General features: G+C 70.2%; 20 protein-coding genes. 14 read left to right on the top strand and 6 right to left on the bottom strand.

Annotation, left to right across the window (positions count from 1 at the left end):
* Nucleotides 1–8 precede the first annotated feature (8 nt).
* Nucleotides 9–2,900 (top strand): AfsR/SARP family transcriptional regulator, encoded by a 2,892-nt coding sequence (locus V2J85_RS05755; RefSeq protein ID WP_261957966.1) that lies wholly within the window; start codon nt 9–11, stop codon nt 2,898–2,900.
* A gap of 291 nt (nt 2,901–3,191) precedes the next feature.
* On the opposite strand, the gene V2J85_RS05750 is transcribed toward V2J85_RS05755, so the two are convergent.
* Nucleotides 3,192–3,626, bottom strand: a complete 435-nt coding sequence (locus V2J85_RS05750; protein ID WP_261957967.1) for a hypothetical protein — start codon at nt 3,624–3,626, stop codon at nt 3,192–3,194.
* A 127-nt stretch (nt 3,627–3,753) separates the two neighbouring features.
* Entirely contained in the window at nt 3,754–6,591 is a 2,838-nt protein-coding gene (locus tag V2J85_RS05745) for an AAA family ATPase (protein WP_261957968.1), read from the bottom strand.
* A 570-nt stretch (nt 6,592–7,161) separates the two neighbouring features.
* On the opposite strand from V2J85_RS05745, the gene V2J85_RS05740 reads away from it, so the two are divergent.
* From V2J85_RS05740 to acs, 3 genes are all read left to right on the top strand, one after another.
* A complete protein-coding gene (locus tag V2J85_RS05740) occupies nt 7,162–7,596 on the top strand; it encodes a DUF485 domain-containing protein (protein WP_330820808.1) in 435 nt (144 codons plus the stop codon).
* A complete protein-coding gene (locus tag V2J85_RS05735) occupies nt 7,593–9,221 on the top strand; it encodes a solute symporter family protein (protein WP_261957970.1) in 1,629 nt (542 codons plus the stop codon). Before V2J85_RS05740 ends, V2J85_RS05735 begins: the two co-directional genes overlap by 4 nt.
* 81 nt (nt 9,222–9,302) lie before the next feature.
* Nucleotides 9,303–11,258 carry an acetate--CoA ligase gene (gene acs, locus V2J85_RS05730; protein WP_330820807.1) on the top strand — a complete coding sequence of 652 codons (1,956 nt, stop codon included), beginning with the start codon at nt 9,303–9,305 and terminating at the stop codon, nt 11,256–11,258.
* 524 nt (nt 11,259–11,782) lie between these two features.
* Here the strand turns inward: acs and V2J85_RS05725 are convergent.
* Nucleotides 11,783–11,962, bottom strand: coding sequence for a hypothetical protein (locus V2J85_RS05725; RefSeq protein WP_261957972.1), 180 nt, complete (start codon nt 11,960–11,962; stop codon nt 11,783–11,785).
* Between V2J85_RS05725 and V2J85_RS05720 the strand changes: the two genes are divergently transcribed.
* Complete coding sequence (locus tag V2J85_RS05720; protein WP_261957973.1) at nt 11,961–12,605, top strand: metalloprotease; 645 nt, start codon at nt 11,961–11,963, stop codon at nt 12,603–12,605. The genes V2J85_RS05725 and V2J85_RS05720 overlap by 2 nt on opposite strands.
* Nucleotides 12,606–12,725: 120 nt before the next feature.
* Here V2J85_RS05720 and V2J85_RS05715 read toward each other — a convergent pair whose 3' ends face one another.
* Complete coding sequence (locus V2J85_RS05715) at nt 12,726–13,253, bottom strand: DUF1648 domain-containing protein (RefSeq protein ID WP_261957974.1); 528 nt, start codon at nt 13,251–13,253, stop codon at nt 12,726–12,728.
* Nucleotides 13,254–13,450: 197 nt separating this feature from the next.
* Between V2J85_RS05715 and V2J85_RS05710 the strand changes: the two genes are divergently transcribed.
* The 4 genes from V2J85_RS05710 to V2J85_RS05695 all read left to right on the top strand — a co-directional run bounded on the left by V2J85_RS05710 (nt 13,451) and on the right by V2J85_RS05695 (nt 17,289).
* Nucleotides 13,451–14,470: a terpene synthase family protein gene (locus tag V2J85_RS05710; RefSeq protein ID WP_261957975.1), complete on the top strand. Its 1,020-nt coding sequence runs from the start codon at nt 13,451–13,453 to the stop codon at nt 14,468–14,470.
* 16 nt (nt 14,471–14,486) lie between these two features.
* A complete protein-coding gene (locus tag V2J85_RS05705) occupies nt 14,487–15,116 on the top strand; it encodes an ABC transporter ATP-binding protein (protein ID WP_261957976.1) in 630 nt (209 codons plus the stop codon).
* Nucleotides 15,113–15,952, top strand: a complete 840-nt coding sequence (locus tag V2J85_RS05700; protein WP_330820806.1) for an ABC transporter permease — start codon at nt 15,113–15,115, stop codon at nt 15,950–15,952. The genes V2J85_RS05705 and V2J85_RS05700 overlap by 4 nt, the downstream gene beginning before the upstream one ends.
* A gap of 452 nt (nt 15,953–16,404) precedes the next feature.
* Nucleotides 16,405–17,289, top strand: a complete 885-nt coding sequence (locus tag V2J85_RS05695) for a LysR family transcriptional regulator (RefSeq protein ID WP_261957978.1) — start codon at nt 16,405–16,407, stop codon at nt 17,287–17,289.
* Nucleotides 17,290–17,404: 115 nt separating this feature from the next.
* Here V2J85_RS05695 and V2J85_RS05690 read toward each other — a convergent pair whose 3' ends face one another.
* Entirely contained in the window at nt 17,405–17,863 is a 459-nt protein-coding gene (locus V2J85_RS05690) for a nucleoside deaminase (RefSeq protein ID WP_261957979.1), read from the bottom strand.
* 215 nt (nt 17,864–18,078) lie between these two features.
* On the opposite strand from V2J85_RS05690, the gene V2J85_RS05685 reads away from it, so the two are divergent.
* Nucleotides 18,079–18,654, top strand: a complete 576-nt coding sequence (locus tag V2J85_RS05685; RefSeq protein WP_330820805.1) for a TIGR03086 family metal-binding protein — start codon at nt 18,079–18,081, stop codon at nt 18,652–18,654.
* Nucleotides 18,655–19,029: 375 nt separating this feature from the next.
* Complete coding sequence (locus V2J85_RS05680; RefSeq protein WP_261957981.1) at nt 19,030–19,191, top strand: hypothetical protein; 162 nt, start codon at nt 19,030–19,032, stop codon at nt 19,189–19,191.
* A gap of 50 nt (nt 19,192–19,241) precedes the next feature.
* Here V2J85_RS05680 and V2J85_RS05675 read toward each other — a convergent pair whose 3' ends face one another.
* Entirely contained in the window at nt 19,242–20,225 is a 984-nt protein-coding gene (locus V2J85_RS05675; RefSeq protein ID WP_330820804.1) for a GNAT family N-acetyltransferase, read from the bottom strand.
* Between the two features lie 53 nt (nt 20,226–20,278).
* On the opposite strand from V2J85_RS05675, the gene V2J85_RS05670 reads away from it, so the two are divergent.
* The 3 genes from V2J85_RS05670 (at nt 20,279) to V2J85_RS05660 (ending at nt 22,533) form a co-directional block, all read left to right on the top strand.
* Nucleotides 20,279–20,923 carry a TetR/AcrR family transcriptional regulator gene (locus V2J85_RS05670; RefSeq protein ID WP_330820803.1) on the top strand — a complete coding sequence of 215 codons (645 nt, stop codon included), beginning with the start codon at nt 20,279–20,281 and terminating at the stop codon, nt 20,921–20,923.
* A 30-nt stretch (nt 20,924–20,953) separates the two neighbouring features.
* A complete protein-coding gene (locus V2J85_RS05665) occupies nt 20,954–21,676 on the top strand; it encodes a GNAT family N-acetyltransferase (protein WP_261957984.1) in 723 nt (240 codons plus the stop codon).
* Between the two features lie 113 nt (nt 21,677–21,789).
* Nucleotides 21,790–22,533 carry a hypothetical protein gene (locus V2J85_RS05660; protein ID WP_330820802.1) on the top strand — a complete coding sequence of 248 codons (744 nt, stop codon included), beginning with the start codon at nt 21,790–21,792 and terminating at the stop codon, nt 22,531–22,533.
* The last annotated feature ends 99 nt before the right edge of the window (nt 22,534–22,632 follow it).

Here is a 22,632-nt window from a genome sequence, read left to right as displayed (position 1 = left end):
AGCAGGGCATGGGGGGACTGCGGATCGCGGCGCTGGGTCCGCTGAGGGCATGGCGCGGTGAGCGGCAACTGGACACCGGACCGGCACAGCGGCGCGCGGTGCTCACCTCACTGACGTTGCGGTGCGGCCAGGTCGCCTCCGTGGAGGAGCTGGTGCGGGACGTCTGGGGATCGGAGCCGCCGGCCAGCGCGCCCGTCGCGGTGCGCAACCACATCTCACGGCTGCGCACCGTGCTGGAGAGCGAGTCCGCCGGACCCAAGGCCCTGGTCTCCGTCGCCGGCGGGTACGCGCTGCACCTGCCGGACGGGGCGCTGGACGTCTCCCGGGCCGAACGGCTCTACGCCCAGGCGCAGTCGGCCCGGAGCCAGGGGGATCTGGAGCCGGCCGTCCGCATCCTGGCCGAGGCCGAGACGCTGTGGGTCGGCACTCCGCTGACGGGAGTGCCCGGCCCCTACGCCCAGAGGCAGCGGGACCGCCTCATGGAGTACCGGCTCCTCCTCGTCGAGGCGCGGCTGACCCTGGAACTCCAGCTCGGCGGACACACCCGGGTCGTCGGGGAACTGCTCACGCTGGCCGACGAACATCCGCTGCGCGAGGAGCTGCGTGCGTTGCAGATGCTCGCGCTGTACCGCTGCGGCCGACAGGCGGATGCGCTGGCCGCGTACACCACGGCCAGACGACACCTCGCCGCGGAGCTGGGCGTGGATCCCGGCCCTGAGCTGGTACGTCTGCATCAGCGCATCCTGGAAGCGGATCCGACGCTGGCACCGCCGCCGGGTGCGGCCGCCGCGGCCCCGGCACCCGGCCCGGCCGCCGGGCCGGACCGGCCGACCTGGGTGCCGCCGGCGCAGTCCCCTCCCGACATCCCTGACTTCACCGGCCGCGGGGAGGAGAGCCGGCAGGTGCGCGACGCCCTGGCCGGTGCCGGACGGACGGACGCCACCGCTCCGGTGGTCTGCGTGATCCACGGCATGGGAGGTGTGGGGAAGACCGCGCTGGCCGTGCACTCCGCACACGCCGTGCGGGAGCAGTTCCCCGACGGCCAGCTCTACGTCGACCTGCGCGGGGCCGGACGAGAGCCCGCGGACCCTTATGAGGTGCAGGAGTTGTTCCTGCGCTCCTTGGGGGTCCTGCCCGGCAATGTGCCCAGTGGGCGGGAGGAGCGTACCGCGCTCTACCGCTCGCGGATGGCCGGCCGCCGGCTGCTCCTTCTGCTGGACAACGCCGCCGACACCGAGCAGGTGAGCACGCTGCTGCCGACCACCGCCGGGAGCGCCGCGCTGATCACCAGCCGTACGGCACTGATGTGCCTGCCGGCGACCACCCGCACCGCGCTCGAACCGTTCAGCGAGCCGGAGGCCCTTGCCCTCCTGGAGCGGATGGCCGGCAGCGTGCGGTGCCGTCAGGAGCAGCAGACCGCCAGCGACCTGGTGTGGGCGTGCGGCATGCTCCCGCTGGCCGTCCGTGTCGTCGGCGCCCGCCTGGTGGCCCGTCCGCGCTGGACGCTCGCGACGCTGGCCGAGCGGCTCAGCGACCGCTCGCAGCGGCTGGGCGAGTTGGAGGCCGGCAGCCTGGCCGTCGAATCGGTCTTCCACCTCGGCTACTCGAGCCTGGACGACGCGGAGGCGCGTGCCTTCCGGCTGCTGGCCATCCCCGAGGTGCCCGACCTCTCCACGGCCGCCGCGGCGGCGGTGCTCCAGTGCGACCGGCGGGAGGCCGAGGCGCTCCTGGAGTCCCTGACCCACCAGGGCCTGCTGGAACCGGGGGAACCCGGCCGGTACCGCTACCACGATCTGCTGCGGCTGTTCGCCCGTCACCGGACCCTGGACACCGACCCCTCCACCACGCGGGGGGAGGCCCTGAGCCGGGTCGCCCGCTTCTACCTCACCGGGACGAGCAGCGCCATGCGTGTCGAGCGGCCCTACAGCAGGCTGCCCGACGCCGCCGATCCGGACGGCATGCCGGGCGCCGCGGCCTTCACGAACGCGCTCCACGCGCAGGAATGGGTGTTGCACGAGCTCCCCGCGATGCTGAACGTCGCCGGCCAGATCCTCCACCACCCCTATCGGCCGGTGAGCGCGGAGGACACCCGCACCCTGTCGTGTCTGCTGGGGCTGCTCATGCCGTTCACCGACTTCTGTCTGCCGTGGGGTCCCATCCATCAGCTGGCCCGTACGCTGCTGCGCGCCGCCGACCACCACGGGGATCGGGTTTCGACCGTCTTCACCTGCATCACGGCGGCCGCCGCCTGCGCGCAGCTCGGACACCACGAGGAGGCGGCCACGCTGGCCGCCCGCGCCCACGAGGCGCTCGACCCCGCGGACCGGGTACTGGCCCCACGTGTGGTGTACACCATGGGGGTGGTCGCCGTTGCGCGGCCGGACGGCCTGGACGAGGCCATCGGCCACTGCCGGAGCGCGCACGCCCTGGCGTGCGAGAACGGCGAGCCCGGTATGGCCGCCCAGTGCTCCGTCAGCCTCGCCCGCGCTCAGCTCGCGCTCGGCCGGCCGGACCAGGCGCTGGAGGCCGCCCGGGACGCCCTTGCCCACTGCCCGCCCGGCGACAATCCGGTCGGCATCGCCCTGGCGCAACGCGTGTTGGGCGACGCACTGGCGGCACTCGGCCGGTACGACGAAGCGGTGACGGAGTACCGAACGGCGCTCGACGTCTGCCGGGCGCACGGACTGCACGCACAGCGCGCCCATACGCTGCTGTCCCTCGCCTCGGCGCTGGCCGCCGTCGGCCGTCCGGAACAGGCCCGCACCTGTGCGGCGGAGGCAGCGGCCGCCCTGGCTCAACTCGGCGACCCCACGGGCGAGGAGCGGGCGCGCACCTTCATGAACCGCCTCGCGGCGGCCGGTCCGGCAGCCCCGCCCATTGCACCGGACGGCAGCCGGTAGCGAGCACTGATGTTCCGTCCGGCCCGGCGGCCTGGTGCACGGGGGCTGCGGCGGGCCAGCTCACCGCGACGGTGTCCGGTAGCCGGGTTTCCCCCGGGCAGGGCCACTCCGGCGCGGTCTCGCCCGGCAGACGGAGCGGCGGCGGTGTGGGGCTCGGCGGGGGGCTCGGCGGGGGGCTCGGGGTGGGGGAGTCGGCCGGGTCCCCCACCAGGCCGCAGCCGCTGACCACGGCCACGGTCAGGGCCAGGGGTATCCATCGGCTTCGAGGCAGCCGGGACTGGGGAAGTGAGTTCATGACGCGCGCTCCGGGCTGTCGTGCCGGTCCCCGTGCAGCGCGTCGAGGAACCGGTCCATCTCCGGTCGCCAGGCGCGGCGGACGTTGAGCCAGGCAGCCTCGGTGTCCCCGGGGAAACGAAACCGGAAGGTACTCCACAGGGGGCGCCGCCGGACCTCGCCGATCCGCGTGCGGACCTGCTCGTGCTCGACGTCGTACCGCAGCTTCCCCGGCCGGTATCCCGTCGATGCCACCTTGTGGAACAGCACGGAGCGGTCGGTGAGGGTGACGAAGAAGGTGTCGTTGTCGCCGATACCGCAGGACAGCAGCGTGGACAGGAGCGGATGTCGTCCCGACCCCACGGCCAGGGTCACCACCGGGTGGGCGAGCGGGTCGGATTGCCGTACGGCCTCGGTGACTTGGACCAAGGTAGTGGATTTGATGAGCCCCATGGGTCTCTCCTCGGTAGGGGAAAACGTGAAAGGTGGGCAGTTGATCAAGGTACGTACGGGGGAGCGCGGTGACGTCGTGGTCGTCACCGAAGACTTTTCGGGGCCGCGGACCACAGCTGATCTGCCGTCATAGCTGCTCTTGCGGAACGGCGTTCGCCAGCGCTCGCGTCAGCCCCGCGCGACCGTCGATGGCGAGCTTCCCGTAGACGTTGGTCAGGTGCACCTCCACGGTGCGCAGACCGACGAAGAGGCGCTGGGCGATCTCGCGGTTGGTCATGCCCCGGCCGGCCAGGTCCGCCACCCGCCGCTCGGTGGGGGTCAGTGCCCCCACGCCGTGGAACGTCCGGGTGCGCGGCCGGTCACCAGCGGCACGGAGCTCCGCGAGCGCCTGATCGGCCAGCGACGTCGCCGTGCACTCATGGGCGACACTCACCGCCCGCCGCAGGTGCGCACGGGCCTCGGACAGCCGGCCGACCTTGCGGGCGAGGACCCCGCAGTCGGCCAGCGCCTGGGCGTACCGCACCCGCGCGGGCGTGCCGTCGAGGAGCCGTACGGCCTCGCCGAGCAGATCGAGTCCCTCCCGCCCGCCGACCACCACTCCCAGGGCGCGCAAGGCCACCCCGGTCACCTCGGGCACACCCCAGACACGGGCGAGCCGCAGCTCCTCCTCCGCCAGCGCCCTGGCCGCCTCGCCCTGCCGCAGCGCCGCGTACACCACGGCGGCCTCCGAACGCCAGGGAAAGAAACCGGGGTTGGACATCCCGCGGGCGGAGGTCCGTTCACCGCACAGCAGGAAGTCGGCCAGCCCCTCCTCCAACCGCCCCTGGGCGCAGCGCAGCCAGCCACGCACCATCAGTACGTAGTCGTTGATCCAGTTGCCGTTCAGCCGGCCGCTCAAGTCGCCGCGTACCAGCAGGTCCTCGGCGTCGGCGAGCTTGCCCTGCCGGAGCAGAGTTTCCGCCAGCGTCGTGATCGCGAACGTGCTGAGGCCGTTGCACGGGCCGACGCCGATACTGCCGAGTGCTCCCAGCGCGGCCTCCGCGTCGGCCTGGCAGTCCGCGAGACGGCCGAGCCGGCAGTGGATGTTCGCCCGGGTGGTGAGGGCGTGGGCGTAGTGGAAGGCCGAGGTCCCGGGGTGCGCCGCCCGCACGGCCGCGTCGGCGTACGTCAGCGCCAACTCCGTCTCTCCGGCGGCCCCCAGGGAGATCACCGCGCCGGTGTAGACGACGGACTCGTCGTCCTCCGGGGTCATGCCCTGGCTCAGCGCCAGCCGGGCCAGGTCCACCACTTCCTGCGTGGATGTTCCCGCCATGGCCGCGCGCAGGCTCAACAGGGCGGCCAGGGGCCGCTGCACAGGACCGCCGGCCGCGTCGGAGACGTCCAGCTCCATCAGCCGGGGGACCACGGCCGGGGCCGAGGTGGCCTCGCTCAGGCTGGTGTGGATGAAGTCGATCTCCAGCCGCATGGCCTGGGCGGGATCCGTCCGCCGGACGGCCTCGCTGGTGCGCCGCAACGTCTCCAGCGCGTCGGGATGCCGGTCGAGGGCCAGGAACGCGCCGGCCAGCTTTCGGGCGGTGGCGGTCTGTTTCGCCGGATCCGTGGACAGTTCCAGGCTGCGCTCCAGATTGCGGACGGCGACCGGGAGGCTGGAGGTGAGTTCCAGTTCACCCAGCGTCGCCAGCAGGGTGGCCCGCAGTTCCGCCGTGAGCTCCTCGCGCAGCGCGCGGCGCAGAAAGACGGCGGCGCGCGCGTCGTCGCCCTGCTCCACGGCCAGCGCCGCCGCCCGGCCGAGCACCTCCGGCACCCAGGGTTCGCCCAGGGGACTGAGCAGCAGATGAGCGGCTATCCGCAGCAGCGGCGCCTCGCGGGCCAGCAGGTGCCCGGCCGCCCGGAGGTGGAGGTCCATCCGCCGGCTCGGCAGCACCACCGCGGCGACCGCCGCCGACAGGACGTCGCAGACGAAGGACAGGCCGTGCTCCGTCCCGGTCATCCAACCCGTGCCCACCAGCCGGTGCGCGGCGTCCGCGACGGCCGGCTCCGGCAGGCCGGTGACCTCAGTGATCAGGTCGGTGCCCGGCGCGTCGCCGAGCACCGCGACGGCCTGGGCCGTGGTCACGGCGTGCGGATCGACGTCCTGCATCCGGGTGAGCACGGCCGAGCCGAGGCCGGCCGGGACATGGTCGGTGATCCGGTCCGCCAGTTCCGTCCGGGGGCGCTGCCCGGAAGTCCGGAGCTCGCGCAGCACGGCATGCAGCAGGAGGGGGTTGCCGGCGGTGGCCTCCCGGCAGGCGACGGTGAACGGCCGCTCCGGGGCCTCACCCAGCACCTGGGTCGCCAGAGCCTCGACGGCGTCGTCGGCGAGGCCGTCGAGCGTCAGTCGGTGCCGGAACAGCGACTCGACGGCGGCCACGGCAGGCGCATGCGGATGGGCATCCCTGGGCCCGAGGGTGGCGAGGACGACCAGCGGCAGGTTGTCGGCCCTGCGCAGCAGGTACCGCAGCCAGAGGAGGGAGTGCGGATCGGCCCACTGGAGATCGTCGACGGCGATCAACAGCCGTCTCTCATCCGCCAGTCGGACCGACAGCCGGTACAGGCTGTCGAGGATCTCCGCGTCCTGCCCGGTCACCGTGGACGCCGGCCCGTCCGGCCGCTGCGCCCAGGGGGCGAGCACCCGGGCGGCGTCCAGAGTCCCGTCGCGGAACGGCGGAACCGACGGGTCGTCCGCAGTCAGGTGCTCGAAGAGCCGGCGGACCACGCCGAAGGGCAGGTCGCGCTCCAGCGGGTCCGCGACCGCCGACACGACGCAGGTTCCGGGGTCCTGACGGATGTCCGCCAGGGCGGCCCGCAGCAGTGCGGTCTTCCCGCTTCCCCAACTCCCGCTGATGACAGCGGAGTCACCGCCGGTCCAGGGGGCCCCGAGCAGCCGAGCGAGCGCGCTCAGCTCACGTTCCCGCCCGATCAGCACCGGACCACGCCCCGTTCCGTAGGGGGAGCGGTCTCTGCGGGGTTGGTCGGCATGTCACACCACGACTGTCTGGAGGGCGGCCCCATCCGGTGACGGGGACACGCTGTCTTACCTGGCTGTGGAGCGGCCGGCCCAACGGCGACATGCAGGGGGCCACGTTTCGCCGGGGCCGGCAGCTCTGCCCAGAAGGGTGGCCTCGGCGTGTAAGGAATCGATAATTTTCCGGTAAGGGGGCCGGGACGGCTCGCAACGGCCCGCGGCCGCGAGATCTTTCGGTGCGTTGCCCCGTACAGCGGTCCCTTAATCCTTCGGTACGGCCCGTCATCCATCGTGGCCGGTCCAGCCCCACACTTTGGCTGAACAAGGGTCATGCGACCGGGTGCCGTGCAACACCGCGTGGCTGTCAGGAGCCGGCTCATCCTGTCCCGTGCTCCGCGCCGACCCGAGTCCCCCCGCCGCTCACCGACCGGCGGGGGTGCCCGTTCACCGCCGCCGTGAACCGGCGAGCACCACCGCCCCGTGGCCAGTCCGGCTGCCGGGCCACACCGAGCCCCACCACTGGAAAGGCCCATGACCACGCACGCCTCCCTTCCCGGCAGCCCCACGGCCGACGCGCCCGGCAGCACGGGAACCCCGCCCGCCACGGACGACCTCACCGCCACGGTGTTCCGGACAGCGCAGCAGGGCCGGCCGTTCGCCGAACTCCGGCGCTCGCAGCGGGTGTTCGCCGCGGTGGCGACCACCGCGGTGCTCAGCCTGTACCTGCTGTACGTCCTGCTGTCCAGCTACGCGCCCGGCCTCATGACCGGCAAGGTCGTCGGCAATCTGAATGTCGCGCTCTTCCTGGGACTCGCCCAGTTCGCCGCGACCTTCCTGGCCGCGTGGCTCTACACGCGGCATGCGAACCGCCGGCGGGACCCCCTCGCGGAACAGATCAGGGAAGGCGTCGAGCAGGCCCGGATCCGTGCGCACAGCCACGTCGGGGCGGAGGGAACCGCGGCATGATCACTCACCTTCGACAGACAGCCCTGGCCGCCCCGGGTGCGGACGGCGGCCGTTGGCTGACCATCGGCCTGTTCCTGGCCGTGGTGGCGGCCACGCTGGGCGTCACCCTGTGGGCGAGCCGGCAGACCAAGGGCACCACGGACTTCTACACCGGCGGCCGATCGTTCTCAGGGTTCCAGAACGGCCTGGCCATCTCCGGCGACTACATGTCGGCCGCCTCGTTCCTGGGTGTCACCGGCACCATCGCGCTCTTCGGGTACGACGGTTTCCTGTACTCCGTCGGCTTCCTCGTCGCCTGGATCCTGGCGCTGGTCCTGGTGGCCGAACCACTGCGCAATGCGGGCCGGTTCACCATGGCCGATGTCCTCGCGTTCCGTCTGCGCCAGCGGCCGGTGCGTACCGCCGCGGGCATCTCGACCATCGTGGTATCCGTGGTCTACCTCCTCGCCCAGATGGTTGGCGCGGGTTCCCTGGTGGCCCTGCTGCTCGGCGTCTCCGGTGACGCGCCCAGGAAGTGGATCATCCTGGGCGTCGGCATCCTGATGATCCTCTACGTCGTCGTGGGCGGCATGAAGGGCACCACCTGGGTGCAGATCGTCAAGGCCGCGATGCTGATGGTCGGAACGCTGGTGCTGACCGTTCTGGTGATGAGCAAGTTCGGGTGGAACCTCTCCTCGCTCCTCGGCTCGGCGGCCGAGGCCAGCGGCAAGGGCCATGCCTTCCTCTCGCCCGGCCTGAAGTACGGCGCCGGCCCGACCACCAAGCTGGACTTCATCAGCCTCGGTGTCGCGCTGGTCCTGGGCACCGCGGGCCTGCCGCACATCCTGGTCCGCTTCTACACGGTGCCGACCGCCAAGACTGCCCGGACCTCGGTGAACTGGGCGATCGGCCTCATCGGCGGCTTCTACCTGATGACTCTCGTGCTGGGCTTCGGCGCGGCGGCGCTGGTGGGGCACTCGGCGATCGAGGCCGCCAACCCGGCGGGCACCACGGCCGCGCCGATGCTGGCCGAAGCGCTAGGCGGCGGCCCCGGATCCACCATGGGCGCCACACTGCTGGCGGTGACCTCCGCAGTTGCCTTCGCCACGATCCTGGCGGTGGTGGCCGGCCTCACCCTCACCTCGTCCGCCTCCTTCGCCCACGACCTGTTCGCCCACGCGGTGCGCAAGGGGAAGGCGAGTGAGCGCGAGGAGATCAGAACGGCGCGGTTCGCCGCGGTCGGGATCGGCATGGTGGCCGTCGTACTGAGCATGTTCGCCGACAAGCTCAACACCGCTGCGCTGGTGGCACTGGCCTTCGCCGTCGCGGCGTCGGCCAATCTGCCGACGATCCTGTACAGCCTGTTCTGGAAGCGGTTCAACACCACCGGCGCGTTGTGCAGCATCTACGGCGGCCTGCTGACCTCGGTGGTGCTGGTGATCTTCTCCCCGGTCGTCTCCGGCACCCCGGCGTCGCTGGTGCCCGGTGCGGACTTCCACTGGTTCCCCCTGGAGAACCCCGGCCTGGTCTCCATCCCGATCGGCTTCCTGGCCGGCTGGCTGGGCACCCTCGCCTCCCGCGAGACCGACCCGGACAAGTACGCGGAGCTGGAAGTCCGTTCCCTCACCGGTGCCGGCGCGCACTGACCCCCGGCTCCGCGACGCCGTGGCCACCGCACCGCACCCCCTGGTCCTCACCCGACGAACCACTGCAAGGAGCAGCACGTCGTGAACAACGCAAGCCTGGCGAACCTCCTCCATGAGGAACGGAGGTTCGCCCCGCCGGCCGCCCTGGCGGCGGATGCCAACGTCACCGCCGACGCCTACCAGAAGGCCGACGCCGACCGGCTCGGCTTCTGGGCGGAGCAGGCCCGCCGCCTCAGCTGGGCGGTGGCGCCGACCGAGACGCTGGACTGGTCCGACCCGCCCTTCGCCTCCTGGTTCGCCGACGGCAAGCTGAACGTCGCCTACAACTGCGTCGACCGCCATGTGGAGAACGGCCTGGGCGATCGGGTCGCCCTCCACTTCGAGGGCGAGCCGGGCGACAGCCGCTCGATCACGTACGCCGAGCTCCAGCGCGAGGTCGTCAAGGCCGCCAACGCGTTGACGGAGCTCGGTGTGCACGCGGGCGACCGGGTCGCGATCTACCTGCCGATGATCCCCGAAGCGGTCATCGCCATGCTGGCCTGCGCCCGCCTGGGCGCCCCGCACTCCGTCGTCTTCGGCGGCTTCTCCGCCGAAGCGGTCGCCGCCCGCATCCAGGACGCGGACGCCAAGCTGGTCATCACCGCCGACGGCGGCTACCGCCGCGGCAAGCCCTCGGCTCTCAAGCCGGCCATCGACCGCGCGGTGACGAAGTGCCCCACCGTCGAGCACGTCCTGGTGGTGCGCCGTACGGGCGGGCCGACCGTCTGGCACGGGGGCCGCGACGTGTGGTGGCACGACATCGTCGACCGGCAGAGCGAGACGCACACCCCCGAGGCGTTCCCCGCCGAGCACCCGCTGTTCATTCTCTACACCTCCGGGACGACGGGTAAGCCCAAGGGCATCCTGCACACCACCGGCGGCTACCTCACCCAGGTGTCGTACACCCACCACGCCGTCTTCGACCTCAAGCCGGAGACCGACGTCTACTGGTGCACCGCCGACGTCGGCTGGGTGACGGGCCACTCGTACATCACCTACGGCCCCCTCTCCAACGGCGCCACCCAAGTCCTGTACGAGGGCACCCCGGACACCCCGCACCAGGGCCGCTTCTGGGAGATCGTCGAGAAGTACGGTGTCACCATCCTGTACACCGCCCCCACCGCCATCCGCACCTTCATGAAGTGGGGCGACCACATACCGGCCGAGTACGACCTGTCGTCGCTGCGCGTTCTGGGTTCGGTCGGCGAGCCGATCAACCCCGAGGCATGGGTCTGGTACCGGGAGCACATCGGCGGCGGCCGATGCCCGATCGTGGACACCTGGTGGCAGACCGAGACCGGCGCGATGATGCTCAGCCCGCTGCCGGGCGTCACGGCCACCAAGCCCGGCTCCGCACAGCTGCCGCTGCCCGGCATCTCGGCGACCGTCGTGGACGACGACGCCAACGAGGTCCCCGACGGCGCCGGTGGCTACCTCGTCCTGACCGAGCCGTGGCCGTCGATGCTGCGCACGATCTGGGGCGACGACCAGCGCTACCTCGACACGTACTGGTCCCGCTTCGAGGGCAAGTACTTCGCCGGTGACGGCGCGAAGAAGGACCAGGACGGCGACATCTGGCTGCTCGGCCGGGTCGACGACGTGATGCTGGTCTCCGGCCACAACATCTCCACCACCGAGGTCGAGTCCGCCCTCGTCTCCCACCCCGCGGTCGCCGAGGCGGCCGTGGTCGGCGCGAACGACCCGACCACCGGCCAGGCCATCTGCGCCTTCGTCATCCTGCGCGGCACCGCTTCGGAGTCCGACGCCCTCGCGGAAGAACTCCGCACACACGTCGCCGGGGAACTCGGCCCGATCGCCAAACCCAAGCGCATCCTCACGGTGACCGCCCTGCCCACCACTCGCTCGGGCAAGATCATGCGCCGCCTCCTCCGCGATGTGGCGGAAAACCGCGCCCTGGGCGACGTCAGCACCCTCACCGATGCCTCGGTCATGGATCTCATCCAGGCCGCACTGCCCACCGCCCCGGACGAGGACTGACGACCGACGCCCCGGCCGTCAACAAGCGGTAGCGGGGCCCCGCGCGGGGTGTGAGCCCCGGGCGGGGCCCCGCGCCGTGCGGCGGCGCGACCGTCGGCCCGCCGGAGGCATCGCGGCCGCGAGCGGCAGTGCCGTCGCCGGACTCACCCTCGCCGGTGTTTCCACGTCGGGCCGTCTTGGCAATGACGACCAGAGAGTTCCACCATGCATCAAGCAAAAGACCGCTTTCTCCTGAAAAGGCTTGTCCTGGCAGGCTGTGGAGTCGCCCTGACAGCAGCCGCCGCCCTCTCCATTTCCCTGCTCTCCGGCGGGGCCAGTGCGGCCTCCGAGAAGATCTGCCTGACCGGCTCCCTCCACTTTGACTACCGGTCAGCCGAGAGCGGACCCGAAAAACCGTGGCAGACCAGACCGGTACGCAACGCCAACGTCGAACTGTGGGGCCGGGAAGGCGCGTTGGGCAGCGCGCGAAAACTCAACACCCAAGCCCTGTTCACGGATGTCGCCAACGGCGGCTTCAAGGCGTGCTACACCCCCGAGAGATCGCGGGCGATGGACATGATGTGGGTCCGGGTCTCGGCGGAGAGCAGCAGGCTCTGGAAGGTCACCAACGGCAAAGGAGCCACCTTCACCTGGAACTCTCCGATACAGACCGCCGTTTCGGCCAGCAGATCGTTGGGAACCAGGAGGCCGCGGTCCGGTGACATGCGTGCCTGGCATGCCTTCGACACCGGAAACGAACTGTGGTGGAAGCGTGGCAACCCGAAGAGCAACTGCTGGAGCGCCCGCGAGACCGACGACAACGAATGCACCGAACTGACCATGCAATGGGTCTCATCGGCACCGTCCGGTACCGTCTACGACCCCCAGCACAACACCGTCCACCTGACCGGTGACGCGCCCGACTCCGAACACACGGTGCTGCACGAGAGCGCGCACTTCCTCCAGCACAGGCTGTTCGGCGGCTGGTTCCCGCAGGTCACCCGCTGTATCAGGCACTGGGTCGACAAGGCGAGTTCCGAAACCTGCGCGTGGACGGAAGCCTTCGCCGACTCGGCCGCCGCCTACGTCCTGGGCGACTACCGATACGTCGGGCCGAACGGAATACCCATCAGCTTCGCTCACGGCCCCACGTACGACGACGGCGACACGGTCCAGGGCAACGTGGGCGGCTCACTGCTCGACCTGTGGCGCAACGTCGACGGCGGCACCTGGAACCGCACCATCGCACTGCTGAGCACCCACAACATCTCCACGTTCCGCGAGTACTTCACATTGCGGCCCACCGCACACCTCGTCACTGACGACAAGGCCCGCCAGATCCTGCGGAACCACACCATCAACTACTGAGACCTCTCCTCATGTGGCCGGCTGAGTCGGTTGTCGGTCGTGGTGGGGATCGTTGAACGACTGGTGTCCGAGGTCAGCACAGGGGGCCGCGCAGCGTGCTGCCACTCCCGCGTGCTCAGCTCACGGGGTTCGCCGATCGCGCACCGCGGCCGCCACTGTCAGAGCGGTACCGATGAGGATGGGCAGAATCATCGCGGCGAACAGCCAGCCGGGTACTTCGGGATCGGTGGTGGAACGCCACAGCACTCCGGAGCCGATCAGGAGCGAGATGCCCGTGCAGGCGTTGAGGGCCAACAATGCCCGGGCGATGCGGAGTGCCGAGGCGCGGGTGCGAGGCCGGTTGAGCGAGGACTGCACCAGCCCGTTGCCGAACGGCGCGGTCCCTTTCGGCAGCTCGGCCTGCGGGGTCACCCGCAAGGTCAGTTCCGCGCAGGCGGTCAGCAGAACCGTCGCCCCGAGGTACACGAACACGGGCACAAACGCGCTGCCGATCGACCGGTCCGTCCAGGCGTCCACCCGGTCGATGCCGATGTGCTGCGGTATACGGCTCGGCAGGTGGGGATAGCGGAGGATGCCCCAGAGGGCCAGTGCGGCGAGCAGTGTGACATTGGGAAGGAGCCACCGTCGGACGGGAGATGAGAAGACCATGGAGCCAATTGTCCAATGGTGACGGGTTATTGATGGTGCTGCCTCGCGTATGAGCCCTGACAATAAGGGTGTTGGGAAGACCGGTCGGTTCTGCCTGATCGGTCCCTGGACCGGTTTGTGCGGCTTTCCGGGTTACTTCATGAGGTGGTCCTCGTTGTCAGGACGAGCCGACGACGGAACGCCTGAAGGAGATGCGTGTGACCGCTGGGGACCGTACTCATCCGGAGGGTGTGGCACTGGATCTTCCATTGGGAGGGACGATCCTCCCGCTGGACCGGGTCAACCCGCAGCACGCGCACCTGCGTGCGCAGCACGACCAGTGGTTTGCCGAGCGACTGATCGGACGGCGACGCGACAAGGTGCTGGACCAAATCAAGCGGCACGACATGATCGGGCTCGCCACGCGGGCGGCCCCCTCGGCGGACACCGGCTATCTCCTGGATGCCGCCCTGTTCACCACGACCGGGTTCATCGTGGATGACGTCCTGGAGGATCCGGAGACCTCGCCGCTTCTGATCGACGCCTACCTGGCCGTTGCTGACGAGTCCGACATGACTGTGGAGTCGGAGGACCTGCGTCTGTGGGCGGACTCGCTGACGCAGGCACGAGCACATCTCACACCGGGGCAGAAGGCCCGTCACTGCCGAGGACTCTCCGAGTGGGTGAGGTGCCATGCCGGGAGGGGGCGGCAGTTGGAGCACACGCGGGACCTCAGCTCCTACCTGGACTTCCGCCGCACGGACTCCGGCTTCACCTTCCTCACGGTGGGTGTGGAACGCAGTATCGGTGTCGATCTGGAGCAGGTGACGTACTCGCCGGACCTGGAGAGGCTGCACGCCGCGTGCTTGGCACATGGAACGCTGGTCAACGACCTGTTCTCCTATCGCAAAGAGCGCGACGCGCCAGTTCCCATGAACGCCGTGCACGTGTTGCAGCGCACCGAGGGCCTCACCCTGCAGGGAGCCGTGGACAAAGTCTGCGGGCTGATCCGCGAAGCCGAGCGCGATGTCGACCGTCTCCTGCGAGTCTGGAAAGAGGCAGACGGAGCTGCGCAGGCGCTGTACGCCTATGCGCATGCCTGGTGGGAGCTTCTGGGGGGTCATCTGCGCTGGACGTTGGAAAGCGAGCGGTACCACGGCCGCGGCCATGTCTGGGACGGAACGGTTCCCACCGCAATGGTGCTGTACCCGGACCGCACCGTTCTTCTGGCGGCGTGAGAACGGACCGGCCGGCATGCACCTCGCGAACGGCGCCACCCTTGAGGTGCGGGGGCTGCGCCACGCCTACGGGCGTCGTGTCGTCCTACGCGGCGTCGACCTCACCGTACGGCCGGGCGCGCTGGTCGGAGTCGTGGGTGAGAACGGTACGGGCAAGTCGACCCTGCTGAAGATCCTCTCCGGTGAACTGCGCCCGCAGCGCGGCAATGTCCGCCGCGCGGGCCGCTTCGGGTACTGCCCCCAGGACGTCGTGCTCAACGACGCACTGACTGTCCGCCAGCACCTGGAGTTCTTCCGAACGGCGTTCGCCCTGTCCGACCTGCGGTACACGGACGAGATCATGGAGGTCTTGAGGTTCTCCGAGTACGCCGACGAGCGTGCCGGGCTGCTCAGCGGCGGGACGCGACAGAAACTGAACCTCACCCTCGCGCTCATGCACGATCCCCGGCTGCTGCTCCTGGACGAGCCCTACCAGGGGTTCGACTGGGAGACGTACCAGCGGTTTTGGCATCTCGCGGCCCGGCTGCGCGATGCCGGCCGATCCGTTCTGGTCGTCTCCCACCTGGCCTACGACGCCGAACGCCTCGACGAACTGTGGCGCCTGCAGGACGGTGTGCTGCACTCCGTGAGCGAGGTGCCTGAGTGAGACGACACCTCGCCCTGTTCGCCACGGCCACCAGGTATCACCTCGTCGAGCACGCCCGCAACCGCTTCGCCATGTTCCTGGTGGTCCTCTACATCCCCACCTGGGTCACCCTCTGCTACGCCAACGTCCCCGACAAGCCGACCCCGTACCGGCTCCGGGACACCGGCCGGATACTGGCGCCCCCGGGCAATGAACTCACCCAGATCTCCGGCGCCATCAACGCCGTCACCCTGATCACCGGATTCATGATGTTCGCCGCCACCTTCGCCGGCGGTCGCTTCGACCGCCGCCTGGTCATGGCCGGCTATCCCCGTACGCACCTCGCGCTCGCCAAGATCACCTCACTGGCCCTCGCCTCCGCCGCCGTCGCCGCCTACGCCACCGCCGTCATGTGGCCCGCCTGGCCCTCGCGTCAGCCCCTCCTCCTGGCCACCGTGCTCTTCGGCGACGCCATGACCTACGGCGCGCTCGGCGTCATCTTCGGGTCCCTCCTCCGCCGGGAGGTGGAGGGCATGTTCGCGATGCTTATGACCAGCGTCATCGACATCGCCCTGCAAAGCCCCCTGGCGAACTCCGGTGTCGACAGCGCCTTCGTCCGCTTCCTGCCGTCCTGGAGTGCCATGCAAGCGGCGGTCACCGCAGGCTTCTCCGACGACTCCGTTTCCGCCTACCTCATGGTCCAACTCGCCTGGTTCACCACCACCGCTCTCCTCGCCCTCCTCGCATTCCACCACCGCACCCGCAACGCCCTTCCGAAGGCAGTGCGGTCACCCACCGCCCCGCTGCCGCACCACGACACGCGGACAACTGCTCGCCGAGCCGCCGACCCACGGTGATGCCCGCCGAAGGCCGATGGGTGCGACTGGACGGGGCGGTGCTCAGCGCTGCTGCGGGGTGCGCAGTGCGTGCTCCCAGTGCTGGGTGTCCGCGTACTCGCGGGCCTCGGTGATTTTGCCGTCGTGGACGACGAACACCGCGATGTTGCGGTTGTCGTAGGGGTTGCCGTTCTTGACCGTGGCACGCGAGGTCCACTCGACCAGGTTGCGTCCTCGGCGAAGCTGTCCCGGACAATCGCGTCCTTGCCGCCTGCCAGAGCGTCGAAGTAGCGAAGAACGACCTTCTCGGCATCGGCGCGGGGCGTGTTCATGAGCGTCTCCCTCTTCCCCTGGGTGCGGTGTGAACCGCTGCGCGTTGTGAGGGGTCCAGTTCACCGCAACGGGCGGGTGCGTCCAAGGCGCACTTTGTTCGTAGACTCATCGAGGTTCGTGATGAATGAGGGGTGATCGGGGTGGAGCTGCGACAGGTCCGGTACTTTTTGGCGGTTGCCGAGGAGTTGCACTTCGGGCGGGCCGCCGAACGGTTGCACGTCGTCCAGCCCACCGTCAGCCAACAGATCCGGAGGCTGGAACGCGAGCTCGGCCTGGAGCTGTTCGACCGCACCACCCGCCACGTCACGCTGACCACCGCAGGCAGCGCGTTCCTGCCCCACGCCCGCACGATCACGGGGGCAGAGCAGGCGGCGTTGGAAACCATGGCTGCCCTGCGCGCCGAACAGGAAACGGTGCTGCGCATCGGCACCAATGTCGGCCTGGGCGTACGCCTGGAACACCTCCTCACGACGCTGGCCGAGCGGGCTCCGCACGTCACGGTGGAACTCACCAGCGCCGAGCCCGCCACGCGGCTGCAACACGTACGGGACGGCGAGCTGGACGCCGCCTTCGTCCGCGGGGTCGATCAGAGCCCCGGCCTCGACCTCATCCCCGTCTGGCAGGATCCCCTCGTGGTGGCGCTCCCCGCCGCCCACCCGCTGGCCGCTCAACAGACCGTCGACATCGCTGACCTGGCCGCCATGCCCTTGCGTATCGTCCCCCGCGCGTCCAATCCCCACCTGGTCGATCTGGTCACCGCCGCCTGCCGGGACGCCGGCTTCGAACCCGTCCTGGGGCCCGCCTTCACCACCGACCAGGACACCCTCGCCGCCATCGGTACCGGCAAACCCGCCTGGACCGTCTTCTATGCCACCCAGGCCGAACTCCTGCCGACCACCCGCACCGTCTTCCGGCCCTTCACCCCACCCGCGCCGGCCATGGACACGTACCTTGCCGTGCGCCCCACCACACCCGCCCGCCGTCTCGCCCCCCTCCTGGACGCCTGCCAAACCCATCGGACCTGAGCGCCCAACGGCGCCACTGCACCTTGACCAGCCATTGGGAGTGTTGCCAGTCGCCATCGTCGAGCGAGGCCCGGCCCAGGGTGTGGAACACCCCGTTGCCGCTGGTCGCAGTCGGCTACGGCTCCGGCTCCCCGATGTCCTCCAGCCAGAGTTCCGGTCGGGCCGCGATGAAGTCGCGCATCAGCGCCACGCATTCGGCGTCGTCCAGCACCACGATCTGCACACCGTGCTCCGCGAGCCATGCCTGGCCACCGTCAAAGGACCGGGCCTCTCCGATCACCACCCGCGAGATGCCGAACTGCCGCACGAGGCCGGAGCAGTACCAGCACGGGGCGAGCGTCGTGACCATGGTCGTCCCGCTGTACGTACGCTGCCGTCCGGCTGCCCGGAAGGCGGCAGTCTCGGCGTGCATGGAGGGATCACCGTCCTGCACACGCCGGTTTCGCCCCCTCCCGAGCAGGGCACCGTCCGCGCCGTACAGCGCCGCCCCGATGGGGATGCCGCCCTCCTTCAGCCCAACTCGGGCCTCCTCCAGTGCGACGTCGAGCAGGGCACGTTCCCGAATGAGATCCATGTCCCCATTGTTCTCTTTGGGGGTTTCGTACTCAATGGAGCGAGCGGCTGAAGGCGGACAGCGCTGGCAGAGCGACACAGACCGGGCGGCACCCGGGACGGCAGCCGGGCGTTTCCGCGTAGTGAGGCCGATAACTTGACGGTAGGTGTCAGGTATCTCCCGCAGAGTGAACCCATCGGCCCGCACACCGTCGGGCACGTACGAAAGGTGCCTCCATGAACGCGCTCGACCCCCGTCCCCCGTTCCTCAACGCACTGAAGCAGTTGGAGGAGCTGCTGAAAGACCTCGACCCCGCCCTCCTCGGCCGGCCGACCCCCTGCGACGCGTACGACTTGCGGGCACTGCTGAGCCACACGGTCGGCGCGATCCACCGGATCGCCTACATCGGCGAGGGCGGCCGCGGCATGGATGTCCCCGCGGCGGCCGGTGTCATCGCCGACACCGACTGGGCCGGGGCGCTCGGCCGGGCCCGCGCCCGCGCGGCAGCGGCCTGGGCGGACGACGACAAGCTCGACCGGGACTTCGAGGTGCCGTGGGGCGTGGCCGCGGGCCGGATCGCCCTGAGCGGCTATGTGATGGAGATCGTCACCCATACCTGGGACATCGCCCAGGTCATCGCCCCCGAGGCCGAGCTCGACGAGGGGCTGGGCCACTTGGCCTTCACCATCGCGCAGAAGGTCCTGCCGGCGGAGCCGCGTGGTGGTGAGATGCCCTTCGCCGCGGTCCGCCCCGTCCCGGACGACGCCGACATCCACCGCCGACTGGCCGGCTGGCTCGGCCGCGCCGTCTGACCCTCCCTGTCTGGGCGCGAGCCGGCTCCTTCTCGGAGGCGGCTGCGAGACGGCAACGGCTGCGAGACGGCAGCGGCAGAGGTGGGCAGCCGCTGGGTGGGGTGTGCGCAGGGCATCATCGCCGCAGAGCCTCATGTCGCGGGCTGCGCGGCCGAGGTGCCGCCAGGAGGCGAGCCCGAGCTCGTGCACCCCACGCGGCTGAGCGGCTGATGTTCTTCCGGTCGGCATGCACCGGTGCTGGGTACACGTTCGGGTGACATGGCGTTAGCTCCGTACGACGGACAGGAAAGCCTTTGTCGGATCCGCTACATCCCACGGGTGCGCCTTGATCGAAAGACCACGCGGCCGCCCGCGCACCGACAGAAGGGGCCTGCTTTGCAGCGCATTTTCCGCACGCTGGTGACCGCCGCCCTCCTCGCCCTCGCCATCATCGCGCTTGCCGCTCCCGCTCAAGCGGTTGGTCATATCGGCGGTGGCGTCGGCGTGGGCCTTGGTGCCCTGGTTGGCCTGGTGTCAGCTCTCGGTGTGCGGCTCTGACTGGTCGTTTCGGAATCAGGTGCGCAGGTGCCTCAGGCAGAGAGGCACGGTCATTCGGTGACGGTGGCGGGCACGTCGTCCCAGGCCATGGAGGACATCCGCCACCCTGACGGGGTCCGGAGGAACTGGGTGGTCTTGCGGCCGGAGCCCTCGAACCACTCGCCGTGGTGGAAGCCGGATTTGCGGTATTCGCTGAACCGGTGCGCGATCGATCCGAAGATCTCGGTCCGCTCGGCGACCTCCCATTCGCGGAATTCCGTCAGCGTCCCGTCTGTGAGCATCTTCTGCCGGGGCTCGATGAACGCGTCGAGGTCGTAGATCACGGGCTCGTCCTCGACGTTCGCGATGATCCTCCCCTGCGGAATGAAGACATCGCGGATGACCCCGAGTTCCGGCCGGCCGCCGCCGGTGTTGTTGAAGGCGCCCATGAACACGCCCATCAGCCGATCGAGCTCTGCCTGGATGCGGGACCCGGACACGTCCCCGAGAGACGGAGACGGCCATTCTTGGGAAAGGACCGACCAGACCTCGCTGTCGTGCCGCGTGCCTCGGTACGACGAATGCTGCCGCAGCACGCCGTCGCGGGTCATGCCCAGTCGGCGCGCGACGTCGATGCTGCGGGTGTTGCCCGCCGCGACCCACCATTCGACGCGGCTCATCCCGCGTTCCTGGAAGGCCCAGTCGATCAACATCCGGCAGGCCTGGGTCACCAGGCCCTTTCCCTCCCCGGCCTGCTCCAGCCAGCAGCCGATCTCGCACACCCCGGAGGCGCTGTCGAAGCGGGTGAACATGACGCCGCCGACCAGCGTGCCGTCCAGCCAGATTCCGTAGATCCGGCCGGCGTCCTGGGCCAGACGGTCGGCGTAGCGCTGGAGAGTGGCCGTGGCCGAGTCCAGGTCGGTGCTGAACGTCGCCCAGGGTATCCACGGGTCCACGGAGACCCGGGCGCGGTCGATATGGGCGAGGAACTCCGGTGCCTGCCAGGGCTCCAGGGGCCGGAGTTGGGCATGGTCGCCGAGCGGAAGGGTGAACATGGAAGCCTCGCTCTCTGGATGCATAACAAGCGTTCGGTACGTAAGCTAGCAGCATGCCGCCCGCACCCGGAGACCGTGAAGCCCGCCGCAAGGACGTATCCGAGGCGGTGTGGCACGTACTCGCCGACAGGGGCTTCGGCGGGCTGACCCTGCGTGCCGTCGCCGCTGCGATGGGGGCCTCGACCGGGATGCTCATGCACTACTTCCCGACCAAACGGGCCCTGATCACACACGCCTTGGACCTGCTGGAGAAGCGCACCGCGGAGAGGCCCCGCCGCGCGCATCCCGCCGCGGGCCTCGCCACCGTGCGCGCCATGCTCCTGGACATCCTGCCGCTGACCCCGGACGACACCGCCCGCAACCGCATCTGGGTCAGCTCCTGGGACCTCTCCCTCGCCGACGACGGGCTGACCACGGACCAGGCCGACCGCTACACCCGGCTGCGCTCGACGCTGCGCCCACACCTCGAAGCCGCACGCGACCTCGGCGAGTTCCCCGCGGCCGCCGACCCGGACCAACTTGCGGCCAGCGCCGTCGCCTTCACCCACGGCCTCGTCGTCCAGGCACTCTTCGACCCCGGCCGATTCCCCCGGGACGTACAGATCACCATGCTCGACGACTTCCTCGCCTCGACCGCGCTGCCCCGGTCCGACGGAGGCAGCCGACCGGACGCTGGTATCAGCGTGCGGTCTTACTGATCACTGAGGAATGAGGTGCGCAGTCGGCTCATGATGTACTCCACCGCCCCCCTCGACGATCCGGTGGGGCAATCACTCGGTCACCACCACGCGCACTTCGCCCGCCGACGCGGCCAGGTCGCCGTCTACCTGCCCGAAGTCGCGACCTTCTGCGCCGTGTCCGCCGACCCCACCGGGGCGGAATGGGCCGATCTGGCGCGGCTGCTCGGCCCCGGTGAGCTGGCCGACATGTTCAGCTGCCCGGCCACCCCGCCGGCCGACTGGGAGCCTGTCTTCGTCCTCGAAGGCCGTCAGATGATCCGGCCCGCCGGCAACCGCCCCGATCGTCGTCATGTCGAGACCGGCACTGATGTCGTCGAACTGGGTGCGGACAGTGTGCCCGAGATGCTCGACCTCGTCGCGCGGACCCGACCGGGGCCCTTCTGGCCGCGCACCCATGAACTGGGCACGTATCTCGGCATTCGCGACAACGGCACGTTGGTGGCCATGGCAGGCGAACGGCTCAGGCCGCCGGGATGGTCCGAGATCAGCGCCGTCTGCACGGCTCCCGAGGCACGCGGACGAGGCTACGCCGCACGCCTGGTCAACGCGCTCGTCGCACGTATCGAAGCCCGCCACGAACGGTGCTTCCTGCACGTGGCCGAGGCGAACGCCGGTGCGATCGCCCTCTATGAGGGGCTCGGCTTTCAGACCCGCAAACCCGTGACGTTCCGGGGGTTCCGCACCCCGGGACAGTCCCAGCCATACCGCTGACGAGGGGGCGACCGAGCACGTTCCCGTGGGAGTAGGGGACGGCCGCCAACCGCCTGCCATGGTGAAGGGCAGGCGGTGCACGGACTGTCGTGGGCGTCTGAGAGTCTGGAACCGTGCTGGTCAAGGGATTCGAGAACGCCCCGCTCGTCGCGGGGGAGGAATTGCTGGCGCTGCCCGGGTTCTGGGCGGGCTACCTGATGTGGTTGAGCCAGACACAGGAGTACGACCCCGTTCCGGAATGGTTCGGCGTCGACGGGGCCGATGCCGACGCGGCCTGCGATGCACTGTGCGACGAGGACCGGTGGCCCGTCTTCCGCATCCCGTTCGCGGGCGGGCACACCGCGGTGGTCCTCGGCTACAACCTTCCCGATGACCCGGGCACGGAGTACTTCATCAGCCACCCCGAGTGGGACGTGCACGGCCGCCTGGCCACCGTCGGCGGCCACCAGGCAGGCCCCGGACTCTCTTGGCAGGAGCTCGCCCATATCGCCCGGACACCCGACCTCGACGCCCCGGGAGTCCACGCAGAACACGCACGCTTCCTCCTGCTGTTGCCCGCGCTCGGCGACCAGGACTTGCCCGAGGACGCCACGGACATCCTTCGCGAGGTGCTGGCGCAGGCGGGCCTCCCCGAGACGCTGGCGGAAGCGCTCCTCGCGGACCACCCGCTGTGGGAGCCGGCTCAATGGACGCTTCCTTCGGCCTCCCCGCTGTCGGGCAGCCAGGCACCCTTCCCCGGAATCCTGGAGTGCGACGGGCCCGCGAGTCCGCGCTGTGGCACGCGCCTCGCTCAGGGCATCGCGCGAGACCAGCGCGACCGACTGGCCTACGCACTCGGCACCTGGCCCACCGTCTGAACGGCACACGCCCACCAGGCTGTCCTGGGAGGCCCGACGACGATCGGCCGTGCCAACCACCACCTCCGTCGCGCCGGGCCACACCGCCACCGGCTCAAG

The organism is Streptomyces bugieae (genome assembly GCF_036352915.1).
Taxonomy (GTDB): domain Bacteria; phylum Actinomycetota; class Actinomycetes; order Streptomycetales; family Streptomycetaceae; genus Streptomyces; species Streptomyces endophytica.
Note: the sequence above shows the minus strand (reverse complement) of the source record. Positions and strands in the feature narration are given on the sequence as shown.

Bases quoted from the DNA above. Each gene is read 5' to 3' on its own strand.
- V2J85_RS05755 (WP_261957966.1), top strand. From the start codon at position 9: ATGGGGGGACTGCGGATCGCGGCGCTGGGTCCGCTGAGGGCATGGCGC.
- V2J85_RS05750 (WP_261957967.1), bottom strand. From the start codon at position 3,626: ATGGGGCTCATCAAATCCACTACCTTGGTCCAAGTCACCGAGGCCGTA.
- V2J85_RS05740 (WP_330820808.1), top strand. From the start codon at position 7,162: ATGACCACGCACGCCTCCCTTCCCGGCAGCCCCACGGCCGACGCGCCC.
- V2J85_RS05735 (WP_261957970.1), top strand. From the start codon at position 7,593: ATGATCACTCACCTTCGACAGACAGCCCTGGCCGCCCCGGGTGCGGAC.
- V2J85_RS05720 (WP_261957973.1), top strand. From the start codon at position 11,961: ATGCGTGCCTGGCATGCCTTCGACACCGGAAACGAACTGTGGTGGAAG.
- V2J85_RS05725 (WP_261957972.1), bottom strand. From the start codon at position 11,962: ATGTCACCGGACCGCGGCCTCCTGGTTCCCAACGATCTGCTGGCCGAA.
- V2J85_RS05715 (WP_261957974.1), bottom strand. From the start codon at position 13,253: ATGGTCTTCTCATCTCCCGTCCGACGGTGGCTCCTTCCCAATGTCACA.
- V2J85_RS05705 (WP_261957976.1), top strand. From the start codon at position 14,487: ATGCACCTCGCGAACGGCGCCACCCTTGAGGTGCGGGGGCTGCGCCAC.
- V2J85_RS05690 (WP_261957979.1), bottom strand. From the start codon at position 17,863: ATGGATCTCATTCGGGAACGTGCCCTGCTCGACGTCGCACTGGAGGAG.
- V2J85_RS05685 (WP_330820805.1), top strand. From the start codon at position 18,079: ATGAACGCGCTCGACCCCCGTCCCCCGTTCCTCAACGCACTGAAGCAG.
- V2J85_RS05675 (WP_330820804.1), bottom strand. From the start codon at position 20,225: ATGTTCACCCTTCCGCTCGGCGACCATGCCCAACTCCGGCCCCTGGAG.
- V2J85_RS05670 (WP_330820803.1), top strand. From the start codon at position 20,279: ATGCCGCCCGCACCCGGAGACCGTGAAGCCCGCCGCAAGGACGTATCC.
- V2J85_RS05665 (WP_261957984.1), top strand. From the start codon at position 20,954: ATGATGTACTCCACCGCCCCCCTCGACGATCCGGTGGGGCAATCACTC.